Annotated in this window: 11 protein-coding genes; 7 read left to right on the top strand and 4 right to left on the bottom strand. The window is 52.3% G+C overall.

Translation table 11 applies throughout. The features are described 5' to 3' along the window. Positions 1-29: 29 nt before the first annotated feature. Together ACW14G_RS02160 and ACW14G_RS02155 are read right to left on the bottom strand one after the other, a co-directional pair. Positions 30-419 (bottom strand): hypothetical protein, encoded by a 390-nt coding sequence (locus tag ACW14G_RS02160; RefSeq protein ID WP_249022068.1) that lies wholly within the window; start codon positions 417-419, stop codon positions 30-32. Between the two features lie 199 nt (positions 420-618). Then, on the bottom strand, positions 619-1,713 hold the full coding sequence (locus ACW14G_RS02155; RefSeq protein ID WP_283164036.1) for a membrane-associated sensor domain-containing protein: 1,095 nt from the start codon (positions 1,711-1,713) through the stop codon (positions 619-621). Between the two features lie 300 nt (positions 1,714-2,013). Between ACW14G_RS02155 and ACW14G_RS02150 the strand changes: the two genes are divergently transcribed. The 7 genes from ACW14G_RS02150 to ansP all read left to right on the top strand — a co-directional run bounded on the left by ACW14G_RS02150 (position 2,014) and on the right by ansP (position 9,777). Further along, positions 2,014-3,141: a BamA/TamA family outer membrane protein gene (locus ACW14G_RS02150; protein ID WP_249022066.1), complete on the top strand. Its 1,128-nt coding sequence runs from the start codon at positions 2,014-2,016 to the stop codon at positions 3,139-3,141. Between the two features lie 34 nt (positions 3,142-3,175). Beyond that, entirely contained in the window at positions 3,176-4,114 is a 939-nt protein-coding gene (locus tag ACW14G_RS02145; RefSeq protein ID WP_163448593.1) for a porin family protein, read from the top strand. After that, the gene (locus tag ACW14G_RS02140; RefSeq protein ID WP_249022065.1) at positions 4,114-5,244 is read left to right on the top strand and encodes a BamA/TamA family outer membrane protein; all 1,131 of its coding nucleotides are present in this window, start codon (positions 4,114-4,116) and stop codon (positions 5,242-5,244) included. The genes ACW14G_RS02145 and ACW14G_RS02140 overlap by 1 nt, the downstream gene beginning before the upstream one ends. Continuing rightward, positions 5,244-6,350 (top strand): DUF4056 domain-containing protein, encoded by a 1,107-nt coding sequence (locus tag ACW14G_RS02135; RefSeq protein WP_163448597.1) that lies wholly within the window; start codon positions 5,244-5,246, stop codon positions 6,348-6,350. The genes ACW14G_RS02140 and ACW14G_RS02135 overlap by 1 nt, the downstream gene beginning before the upstream one ends. Positions 6,351-6,470: 120 nt before the next feature. After that, positions 6,471-7,157, top strand: a complete 687-nt coding sequence (locus ACW14G_RS02130) for a hypothetical protein (protein WP_249022064.1) — start codon at positions 6,471-6,473, stop codon at positions 7,155-7,157. Positions 7,158-7,319: 162 nt separating this feature from the next. Continuing rightward, complete coding sequence (locus ACW14G_RS02125) at positions 7,320-7,913, top strand: transporter (protein ID WP_163448601.1); 594 nt, start codon at positions 7,320-7,322, stop codon at positions 7,911-7,913. Positions 7,914-8,334: 421 nt separating this feature from the next. Then, entirely contained in the window at positions 8,335-9,777 is a 1,443-nt protein-coding gene (gene ansP / locus ACW14G_RS02120; protein ID WP_163448603.1) for an L-asparagine permease, read from the top strand. A gap of 44 nt (positions 9,778-9,821) precedes the next feature. Here the strand turns inward: ansP and ACW14G_RS02115 are convergent, their stop codons facing one another. Both ACW14G_RS02115 and ACW14G_RS02110 read right to left on the bottom strand, forming a co-directional pair. After that, positions 9,822-11,150 carry an OprD family outer membrane porin gene (locus ACW14G_RS02115; RefSeq protein WP_167576263.1) on the bottom strand — a complete coding sequence of 443 codons (1,329 nt, stop codon included), beginning with the start codon at positions 11,148-11,150 and terminating at the stop codon, positions 9,822-9,824. Positions 11,151-11,210: 60 nt separating this feature from the next. Then, positions 11,211-12,002, bottom strand: coding sequence for a histidine phosphatase family protein (locus ACW14G_RS02110; RefSeq protein ID WP_163448804.1), 792 nt, complete (start codon positions 12,000-12,002; stop codon positions 11,211-11,213). Between the last annotated feature and the right edge of the window lie 307 nt (positions 12,003-12,309).

Genomic DNA, 12,309 nt, shown 5'->3' with positions numbered 1-12,309 from the left:
CTCCTCATATCGTTATGAGGAGGCTTTTTTTATTCGTAGATGATGGTATTTAACGAGTCTCTCAACTGTCTTAAACCTGAAATATTGCGCTCTTCCAGGTAGTAGTTATTAATCAGTTTAATTTTATCCAGTTTGCTCAGGGAAGTATAAACCCGATATGTCTGGCTACTGCTGTCAAACATATCATGAATATTAACATCCTGTAAAAACGCTTGTTTCAAATAGAAAGAAAGGTCGTCGAGAGTACATCTGTTGTCATAATGTAAATAGCCAAAGCTGATTCTGTTTGCCGGAAATTCTTGCGGTTGATTTTGAACGATGGGCACCTGGAGTAAATCAATCGTTCGCAACAGGCTATGGCCTGACTTCTTTCGTGGGATAAGCGCGCCGGAGAGTATGAGTTTGTGGAGTTTTCGCATCGTATTACCTTTGTTGCTACAATGCGCTATTTATTATCATTGATGCGTAATGGCTTCGAGTCCTTTATTGTTTATAAAAAAATAACGTCGTAATTTTATACTTTTTGCAATAGACATGAATTTCTTCTGAAATAAGAAGAGATGTGGGAAGCATTTCCCCATGATTATCTTGCCTGGTGCGTCTGGAGTATCAACTGATTTAACGAGCGAACGACACGCGGTTTCTCCCGGCCTTTTTGGCTTTGTAGAGTTCCTTATCGGCATGTTCCGTTAACGTCTCCAGTGAATCTTGCGCTGACCATTGCGCGACACCAAAGCTGGCGGTCAGATACGCCGAAATTTGTGATCCCTTATGCGGGATTTTTGCTGCGGAAATAGCGTTGCGGATACGTTCTGCAATATTGACGGCATCGTCTGCATGATGGCAACGGGCCAGGATAACAAACTCCTCGCCGCCAAAACGAAATGCGGTATCTGAAGATTGACGTAAGGACTGGCTAATGCATTTCGCCGTATTGATTAAGCAGGCATCACCCGCAATATGGCCGTACAGATCGTTGTACTGTTTGAAAAAATCAATATCCATAATGATCATGAACAGCTTCTCATCGGATAAAGAGAGCCGTTTCGCGTGGTCGGCGAAATGAACAGCCAGGCTGCCTTTATTAAACAACCCTGTTAATGCGTCACGATGTGCCAGGCGGGTGAGCTTCTTGATTAACAGATTTTTTGCGTACTCGCTTCTTTGGGTACGCAGATACCATTCCAGCAGAATGTAGCGTGCGGTGATCACGACGATAAAAATAATAATGGAGCCTGCAATTTGCAGCATATTGAATTTCTCAAATGTCGCAAGCTCGCTCAACAACATGGAAGTGGCGATAGGAATACTGAATAACAACAGTATCTTACCAGAAATGTAAAATGATATGGTCGCCGGGAGCAGTATGATGATCAGTAGTGAGAGCGACAGCGCCGGCGTGTTGTTCTGCTTCACCATCAGGTAAAACATACCGGCCCACAACAGGCCTAAAATCAACACATGGAGCGGCAGTATCGTCGCCAGTTGCTCGCGGTGAATGACCTGCCTGAGTACTAGCCCGATGACGGAGAAAAAAATCGTCGCCATACACAGAGAGTTGAGCGTATCGCTGGCGATAAAATGAATATTGTTGAGCAAATTGCTGGCGAGCAGCCACAGACAGAACACGACGTTCAGCGTAAGAAACCAGATATAGCCCCACGAGTTAACGATGTCGAGGTTTTGCTTATCCCCTGAAAGGGTTTTCGTCATGTTCCGTTCTCTACCTGGATAAGGGGACTTATTGAATTATAGAAATATAAACATCTTACTGCGTAATCGCTACCTTTTGATTTTATTATGAATCCAATAATAAACATAAAATAGCGTGTCAATAGTTCGGGCGATGAACCTTCTACATATAAAATGAACGCTATATTCCCCCCTGGGTTCATCTCTTCTGTTGGCCCTGCTTGAATTAACCAAAGTCTGGTCTAAGCTCAGAAGAGCAGAGGGCTCAGGCAGTCTTCTGCGCTGAAAAATAACAATAATTATTTCTTCTGGGTGATGGCTATGGCGCAATTGCGGCGATGGATAATATTGCTATTGTCTTTGGCGCTTTGCCCGGCTGAAGCCAGCACTCTTTTCGATCCCGAAGATGGCATGCTCGATATGAGCCGCTATCTGCAGGATAACCCCTATGGTTTTCTTCCGGTCCCCGTGGTGATTACTGAACCGGCCGTCGGCTACGGCGGCGGACTATTCGGCCTGTTTTTACACGGGAAAGGCAAGGTGAATAATGGCCGCTATACGCCACCGGCGATAAGCGCCTTTGGCTGCGGCGGAACGCAAAACGGCAGCTGGTTTGTCGGCGGTGGGCACCGACGCACCTGGCAGGATGACCATATTCGCTACCTTGTTGCCGGTGGGTACGCTGATATCAATCTTGATATTTATACTGGCGACGTTGCGGGTTTTGACTCGCATCGCGCGATCAACACCGCCACTCAAGGCTACGGTGGTATGCAGAAACTGCTGTTTCGACTCGGCGATACGCCGATGTTTCTCGGCGCATCGCAATTTTGGGCCAGAATGGACATTTCCGCCAAAAATAATCCCCTGATTGATCGTGCCTGGCAGCGCGTGTTGGGTGACAGCAGTATCTCATCGAGCCTTGGCGTGGTCGCGGAATATGATACGACCGACAACTTCTTCTGGCCGTCAGAGGGCGTCTCGCTGAACGGCGAGTATCAATTTTACGGTAGCGCGCTCGGCGGCGATTATCGTTACGACTTATTGACTCTGGATGGCAAGTTTTTTATTCCGCTTAACCCGGAATGGACGCTCTCTCTGGCGGGAAACTATCAAACACTCTCACCTCAGGATAACCACCTGCCGCCGATGGCGCGACCCTACATCGCGCTGCGCGGCATTTCCCGCTATCGCTATCAGGGCAATGACGTCAGTACCGTACAGACGCAGCTTGCCTGGCGGGTTACGCCGCGCTGGATAGTGCAGGGTTTTATCGGCGCGGGCAGCGCCGCCAATAGCAGCGCTGACCTGTACCGCAGCGCCGAGGTGGCGTGGGGCACCGGGTTCCGCTATCTGATTGCGCGTGAATATGGTTTGCACACCGGTATTGATGTGGCCTTTAGCGATAGCGAGCAGGCCGTCTATTTCAACGTGGGCTCGGGTCTGTAAATGAGGGGCCTTTGAACAAATGGGAAGAAGACCGATGAGATGGATAAACACCGTAGTGCCGCTAATCTTGTTCTCCGGCCTGGCCGCCGCAGCCGAAAGCGAGGAGCGAACTTTTCCTATCTGGGGCGACGAGGCGCGGGCGCGAGGCTATGCGATTCCGTTGCCGTTTGGCGTCAACCTCAACTATATGAATATGCGGCAGAATATTGATGTCCAGAGCATCAGTTTTTCGGGACTGGCGTTAGGCGATCACCCCATTCCCGTCGACATGTTCGATATTGATGCCGGGCACACGCGTGAGCAAAGTAAAACGGAAACGCTGCGTCTGGATATGTGGGTATTCCCATTCCTCAACGTTTATGGGCTGGTGGGGCACTCACGCGGCTCGTCGGTCTCGAACGTTTCCGTCAATGCGGATCCCTCGCGTTACCGCGGACTGGATCGCCTTATCGCCGGGTCTGTGCATCAGCTTTACGAGAGCGGTCAGTTGCAAAATATTGATTTCACCCTCGATTTCAAAGGCACCACCTGGGGAACCGGAATTACCCTGGCCGGTGGCTACCAGAACTGGTTCGCGCTGGTGGATACCAACTATACGCGCACCGATTTCGATATTCTGGACGGTAAGATCTCTGCCCTGACGGTTTCTCCGCGCGTAGGTTATCGCTTTAGTTTCGAAGGGCCGGTGGGGCCATCACATCTGAGTCTCTGGTTGGGCAGCATGTATCAGGATGTCCAGCAGGAGTTTAAAGGCAGCCTGGAAGACCTGAAGATGCCCGCCACGCTTCAGCCGCTGATTAACGCGGTGAACCAGAACGGGGAGGGACGATTTCGCGTCAAGCAGCGCCTCACTTCGCCATGGAATATGCTGGTCGGCACGCAGTATGAAATGACGCCGCACTTCAATCTCCTGACCGAGATTGGCTTTAACGAGCGCAATAGTTTTTTCATTGCCGGTGAATATCGCTTCTGATGAACAGCTGCCGCCTGTTGCTGACCAGCACGCTGATGCTGATGGCCCTGCCAGCAGGCGCGGTATCGCTCGACCAAAAATCAGTGGATGAATTGCTTTCATCGCTTGGCGCGGATAACCAATACGATCCTGCCAAAGGCATTAACTGGAGCGTGCTACCCGGCCCCTTTTATACGCCTGAACTGAAACTGGGCCTGGGAATGGCCGTCGCGGGGCTTTACCGCGTGGATCCCCACGATAGCCGCACGCAGAACTCCTCGCTTTCCTTCACCGGTTTTATCAGCGCCAGCGGCGCACTGGGTATGGGTGTCAACAATTATACCTTTTTTACCGATGATCGCTGGCGGCTGTTTGTCGATGGGGCGATAACCAAAGTTCCGACGGGGTTCTGGGGCATTGGCTACGACGCGGCGCAGGGGAGCGCGCAGGATTACACCAATAATTCGGTACGTTTGCGTCCGGTACTGATGCGCGAAGTGATCGACAATTTCTATATTGGCGCCGGGTGGGATTTTTCTTCGATGCAGGCCAGCGTTGACTCGCCGCACGAAGGCGACCGATTTTCTCATTACGATGCATCAACCTCGCCGCTCTCTTCGGGGGCTACCGTCAGCGTTAACTACGACTCGCGGGATGTGGTGACGCGCCCGGAGCACGGGCAGTTTTTTAAAGCCGAGTATACCTGGTTCGATCCTTCCGTTGGCTCAGACAGCCACTTTACCGCCACCGAGCTGCAATATAACGTCTATCACCTGTTGAATGAAAAAGCGGTGCTGGCATTTGACGTTTGGGGGCGCTTTACTCGCGGTGATGTTCCCTGGGACATGCTGTCGATGGCCGGCGATGACCGCCGACTGCGCGGCTATTATCAGGGGCGTTATCGCGACAATGATGTCGTGAGCGGGCAGGTAGAATACCGACGAAAGCTGAACTGGCGTCACGGGTACGTGGTGTGGCTGGGCGCTGGCGCGCTGGGCAGTGATATTGGTGATTTAAGCCATCATCCGCTGCTGCCGACCGCGGGCGTGGGCTATCGTTTTGAGGTGAAACCCGCCATGAACATTCGGCTGGATCTCGGTTTTGGCAAAGAGAGCGCCGGGTTTTATTTCCAGGTGGCGGAGGCATTCTGATGATGAAATGGCTACTTCTTCTTACGCTTGCGGTCACGGGCGCGCAGGCGAATGACATGCTTTTTCCTGTCCAGCAGGCGAGGAAAATCGCCCCGGTTGCCGCAAGCCTTTCGCCGCCGGAGTCACTGCGCCCGTGCTGCGCTTTTGGTCATGACCTGCACGTCAGAGCCGTTGGTGTACCGGTGCCGTTTTATCAGATTGGCAACGTGCTGACGTTAGACACGCTGGGTGAGCACCGTTACAACGACAGCGCGCTGGGGGCGGTGAAAAATCTGGTTGGGCTGAGCGATGAGCAGAATGGGCTTATCTATACTCATCGCGGTGGGTTTATTGATATTGCCCACGTGCGCGATACGGCGGATAACACTTTCTTCATCTTCAGCCAGCTCTACCCCAAGCTGGGCCAGCGCTGGCGCTATTTTTATAGCAACGAACTGGGAGTTCGCCGGTTGCAGTTAAACGCGTTCACCCCTCCGGCCTCAATGATCTCGCGGTATACCCTGGCGGCGTGGCTATCCGCTCATCTGGCCTTCGAGCTGGCACAGTGGCATGAGATCGCCCAGTGGTACGGTTTTGAGTCTGTCCCCGGGTTTCCGGAAGAAATTTCGGCATTCTCGCCGGAGGATCTCTACTCGAATCTCCTGGGCGCGCGAATGGCGATCACGGTGATATTACAGGGCAAGGGCCATTCCGTGGAGGCGTTCAACGCCGCCATGACCGATGAGCTGCATCGCGTCCTGTTGGCGTTAGATGTGGCGACGCAAAGCGAAACGGAGCAGAAATTCCGTGAACTCGATGGTTACTGGTGGAACAGTAAACGGCGGGTACCAGATAAATTCCTGGTGCTGAAGCGCAACTACAACCTGGAGAACAACCGATTACCCACGCCTGTGCCAGCTGAGAAAACCGCGCCGTACCAGCTAACGATGCCGAAAGTGGTTGAGGGGTATCAGCTGTCGCGTCTGGGGGCGCTGCAAATCTACCCCGGTGATGATATGCAGCAACTTCCGGCCCCCGCCTCCTACTACGATCCGTCTCAGTTCCAGGGGCTGGCCGATAAGGCGCAGGCGGCGGATAAAGTGCAACTTGAGCGCATTCAGAAGTAATCCGGCGATAAACACCGCGCATTACCGTCAGAATGTGTAAATTTTCTTTATTTATCAATTGCTCACATTATTCTTTCTGCAACGTTGCCACTGCCATCCGTGACAAAGGTAAGAATGCAGATGAAAACCCTGTTTCGGGCTTCGGTCCTTATCTCGCTGATATCGCCGCTCGCCGGTTATGCCGCGCCTGAAGCGCAGACGGATTATTTTCAGCGTATCAGCTTTCATGCCCCCAGCACGCCAGGTTTTCGCACGGCCAGCATACTGAGCGCCGGATTTACCGGTGCGATCGTGACCATGAGCAGCAACCACGAGGCGTTGAATCTTAATGACGTGGTCTTCAGCTTCAATCACAGTTGGCTGAAAATCGACGCCCATCATGAAGGGCGGGTTACGCTGCGGATGGTACGACAGCCGCTGGCGCATGAAAGGGCGGGGACGTTGACGCTGCATAACCGTAAGAGTGGCAATTCCCAGCGCTACGACTTTACGGTCTCCACCTGGCTTATGGGCGACGGCGCGGTGGATGATAACTTTGTGCAGGCTCGTGAGCGCTGCGCGCGCCAGGGCGGGCGGCTGCTTACCACTCGCGAACTGAGGGACGTGTCCCGTAAATGGTTTGGTTTCAGTAAAGGCAATTTGCGTACGATGTATCCGCAGGCAACGCTGTTTAACGCGCAGGCGCGAGCCGGCGGCAGCTTCTGGGTACACGAAGCAAAAGCGCTGTACCTGCACACGGGGGTCAAAAGCCCCGAACGTGGGATTAACACCATCTGCCGCTACGAGTACGAAAATAGCGCAATATAATGCCGGGCCGCGCATCGGCTATTATTTAACAAGGTCGGGAAATAAACGTTTGCCGGCAATAGCGCAATAATTGTTAAATATCACGGCTATGTGGCACAGATGGACAAGTTGTCAGATAAACCTCACTGTAAAATAAAGTTTTGGTAAGATGCAGTGACTTTTATGATTTTAGTTAGCTTACTTTTTCGTGTTGTATTTTTAGCCCTGGCGGTAGTCGTTGTCGTACTGTGCCTGCATGTTGATGTGAATATAATCAAAAATGGTCTGACCGAAGACTCATTCACTGAAATTGTTCAGGAAAGTATTCTCTTTATCATTATCATGGTGCACCTTGTACGCGGGTGGAAACACAGCGCAATGCGCCAGTGCAATATTCTGATCGCCGGTTTTTTCCTTGCCATGCTGATCCGTGAGCTTGACGCGGTGTTTGACCTCATCCGGCATGGGAGCTGGCTGTGGTTCGCACTGGCGGTAAGCCTGGCGACCCTTTACTACGCATTTCGTCAGCCGCAGCGGGTGCTGGCACAGCTGGCTGAATATACCACGACGCCGTCATATGGATTAATGATTGCCGGTCTCCTGGCGATTCTCGTCTTTTCCCGTTTGTTCGGTATGTCGATACTCTGGCAGTCTATTTTGCAGGATGGCTACGTCCGTATTGTCAAAAATATGGTGGAAGAGGGGAGCGAGCTGTTTGGTTATATTATCTGTCTGATGGCATCGGTAAATATTCTTCCTGAACGTCGCAAATCCTGATGCGGAATATTTCTTTCCGTAAAAATTACCTGTCACGAAATTAACTCAATGATGTGATTCATCTCTTTTATGCAACGGTCTCGATGACGAGGCCGTTTCGCCTTACCGACAGGCGAAAGCAGGCGGAATCAATATTTCCCTTCATTGTTAAGCACGAAGTGTTTACCTTCCCGATATTTTCCTGTTTTTCTCTTTCGCACAGTTAAAACCGCTGCCATGATCGCTGATGACGACGCTTTGTTCGTCCCGGAGCGCTCTGACGACCGCGTATGTTTTGCACCGCTTATTAATTGCAGGTAGGATGCTTCGCGGCGATTTTATCTCTACACAGAATGACGGGAAAAATCGCATTGATCGTCGTGGCTCGCGTTCCGTTCGCGACGACCTGAAATCTCCTTAAATCAGACAGGTAACAGGGAAAATGGAAACACAAAACACTCAAGCCGCGGAGCAACACGCGGCGAAACGACGCTGGCTGAATGCCCACGAAGAGGGGTACCACAAGGCCATGGGAAACCGTCAGGTGCAGATGATTGCGATCGGCGGGGCCATTGGTACCGGCCTGTTTCTCGGGGCTGGCGCGCGCCTGCAAATGGCTGGCCCGGCGTTGGCGCTGGTGTATCTGGTATGCGGTATTTTTTCATTCTTTATTCTTCGCGCCCTTGGTGAACTGGTGCTGCATCGTCCTTCCAGCGGCAGCTTCGTCTCCTATGCCCGTGAGTTTCTCGGCGAAAAAGCCGCCTACGTGGCGGGCTGGATGTATTTCGTCAACTGGGCGATGACCGGTATCGTTGATATCACCGCCGTGGCGCTCTATATGCACTACTGGGGCGCATTTGGCGACGTTCCGCAGTGGGTCTTCGCGCTTGGCGCGCTGGCGGTGGTGGGCACCATGAACATGATTGGCGTTAAGTGGTTCGCCGAAATGGAGTTCTGGTTTGCGCTCATCAAAGTGCTGGCCATTGTTGTCTTCCTCGTGGTGGGTACCGTCTATCTGGGCAGCGGCAAGCCGCTGGACGGCAATGCGACCGGTTTCCATCTGATTACCGACAACGGCGGTTTCTTCCCGCATGGCCTGCTTCCCGCGTTGGTGTTGGTACAGGGCGTGGTTTTCGCCTTTGCCTCGATTGAACTGGTCGGTACCGCGGCCGGCGAGTGTAAAGATCCGCAGACCATGGTGCCGCGCGCCATCAACAGCGTGATCTGGCGTATTGGTCTGTTCTACGTCGGCTCCGTGGTGCTGCTGGTCCTGCTGTTGCCGTGGACCGCCTACCAGGCGGGGCAAAGCCCGTTCGTCACCTTCTTCTCGAAGCTGGGCGTGCCGTACATCGGCAGCATTATGAACATCGTGGTCCTGACCGCCGCGCTCTCCAGCCTGAACTCGGGCCTGTACTGCACCGGGCGTATTCTGCGCTCGATGGCGATGGGCGGATCCGCGCCGAAGTTTATGAGCAAAATGAGCCGTCAGCAGGTGCCGTATGCCGGGATTATGGCCACGCTGGTGGTTTACGTGGTGGGCGTATTCCTCAACTATCTGGTGCCGTCTCAGGTGTTTGAAATCGTCCTGAACTTCGCGTCGCTGGGGATTATTGCTTCATGGGGCTTTATCATGGTCTGCCAGCTTCGTCTGCGTAAAGCCATTAAAGAGGGCAAAGCCGCTGACGTCAGCTTTAAGCTGCCGGGGGCGCCGTTTACCTCCTGGCTGACGCTGCTGTTCCTGCTGAGCGTGCTGGTGCTGATGGCGTTTGACTACCCGAACGGTACCTACACCATCGCTGCGCTGCCGCTGATTGCTATTCTGCTGGTCGCCGGTTGGTTTGGCGTTCGCAAGCGCGTGGCGGAAATTCACCGCACCGCGCCGTAATCTCTCCTGCAGGCCTGATAGTGAACCTATCAGGCCTGCTTTTCTCAGAACATCCGAAAACGGTATTCAATAATGGCTTCAGAGGACAGCGTCTGCGTGCGCGTATAGTGGCCGTTAGTGAGCACCGGCGTTTTACCGCTGGTTTTATACGACCAGCCGGGGCCAAACATCAGCCAAACTGTTAAATTCTTCAGCGGCGGCGCGGAAGGCGTCCAGCGGGTAAAGGCGCTAATTTCGCCGGTACGCACGTGGTTATTCTTGTAGTTAAACTGCGCGATATTTCCCGCCAGCCCGACAGCTAAATCCGGCGTCAGTTTATAGTCGGAAATATTTGCCAGCACCAGTTCGCCATCGCGCATATAGTCATCGCCGGCATAGGCCATTGAGATAAATGTGCCGCGTGAGTTTTTACTCATATGGCGGGGATAGAAGCCGACTTCATTCTCTTTTTTGGCACTGGTATAGCCCACACCCCATTTCGTACTCCAGCGGTCGGCCTGCCAGCTGGCGTCGATGGCGAAATGCCAGGCGTTATGATCGAAGTCGCGTTTGCTGGCGGGCATCGCCAGATAGTTATCCAGCGCTTCGGTTGCATAGATTTGCGTGCCGATATTCAAACGCTCGACGGGCCGCAGTTGGGTAAACAACAGATGCCGGCGCAGATAATTTTCGCTCTCACCGTAGCCATATTGCGCGCTGAACAACTGGCTGTTCCACAACAGTTCGCCGCTCGCCAGATGGTTGATTTTCTCTCCGGTATTGGTCTGCAACTGTTTTTTATCCGGCGAGTTACGGTCCATTGAATTCTCGATATAGGCACCGCGTAGCGTCAAATGCTCATTGCTGATGCCGCCGCTAATCCCCGAATAGGTGGTGGGCGAGAGGCGATTGGAGGTGGAGATAACGCCGTAATTTTTCAGTACCTGCCAGCCCCAGCGGGCGTTCAACTGGGTATCCGCAACGTTATATTTCAGCTTAATATTACGTTGGCCGAATTTAGAATATCCCTCAGCATTGCTTTTTTTATTACCCTCGCCGTTATTATACAGTACGCCTCGGGAATTAAAATAATCACTGGCGCCTAACTTCACCGCGCCATAATAAACGGCATCAACGCCAATGAAATCGGCAAAATAGCCCGATTGATAATCCACCGCCACGCCCTGGCCCCAGGCATTGTGCACGTGTGTGGGGTTTGCATTCTCCTCCTTCAGATATTTCCAGTAATTCTTTAATGACAGGGTCATCGACGAATCACGAAAAAAAGCGTTATCCAGATACGCGTATTCATTTTGATTGTCGGCGGCCCATGCTGACATGGCGCAGCCTTGCATCAGCATAAGCAATGCTGTTGCTAATGGTGTTATTTTCATGTGTGATCCCAGAATAGATTCGCGGGGGCAAGAATCCCCGCGGTATTATCAATGTAGATATTATTTTTGATTATTCAGACGCTGTTTACCGGTTTCGACGTAGTGCAATGAGCCAATTTCCGGCACGCTGTAGTGACCGTTTTTATAGATAATTTTGACCACGGCGGCGTTAGCCAGCGGCTTATTTTTGTCTGGCGAATCGGTGAGATCGGAGATCATAATTTGCATCGATGTGCCCGACGAGATAGCCAGCACGGTTTTATCGCCGTTCGCCTGCGCCTGCTTGACGATAGTCGCCAGCGCGGCCTGGGTGCGGGCTTTTACCTGCGCATAGTTTTCTGCCAGCCCTTTCGGGTCGGCTTTCGCCAGCGCGTCCTGTGAATCCTTCACGGGCAGGGTTCCCGCCTTCATCGCCTGGAACAACGCGGCGCTATCGGCTAATCCGAGCGCGTGTGCGCCGGCTTCCGCCATATCTTTATTGAAGCCGCCCTCAAAACCGCCAAAGAAGGCTTCACGCAGGCCGGGAAGCTCATTGAGCTGGTAGTTTGCGACCCCCATTTGCTTGAGAATGACCGCCATGGTTTCGCGCTGGCGTCCCGCGTCGCTGGAGTAATAGCGGTCAAATGCGATCCCTTTTAACCCTTCGCCAAGATAACGGGCGACCCGGACGCCATCTTCGGTCAGCGGCGTATCGGCCCAGCCCTGAACGCGATCGAAGGTATTAAACAGCGTTTTACCATGACGGGCAAAATAGAGGGTGACGGTATCATCGTGGGCAGAGGGGGCAATATCTGCCGCAGAACAGGTCGCCGCGCTGGCAAGCGCCATTAAAGCAATCAGCCATTTTTTCATTGGGTATCCTTTTTATATTTTTAATTAAAAACAAAAAACCCGCGCCCCTTCTCAATCATCAAAATAGCATGCTTGAGAAATGACGCAGGTTTTGCCTGTTGCAAACAGTAACAATCCAGTTTTGCCGGACAATAGCACCATCAATTTTAAATGGCAGTAATTATTTTATCTCGGGCTTATATTTGTGATCGCCTTCAAGTCTTTTTTTGGATGATTTAGTCAGGTGATTTTTTCTCTGCTTAACCAAAGAATGGCTTATGCGTGAAATTAAAACAGGGAGGATGTCAGCTTAATCTGGCATGATATT

It is taken from the genome of Kluyvera sp. (assembly GCF_965301105.1).
Note: the sequence above shows the minus strand (reverse complement) of the source record. Positions and strands in the feature narration are given on the sequence as shown.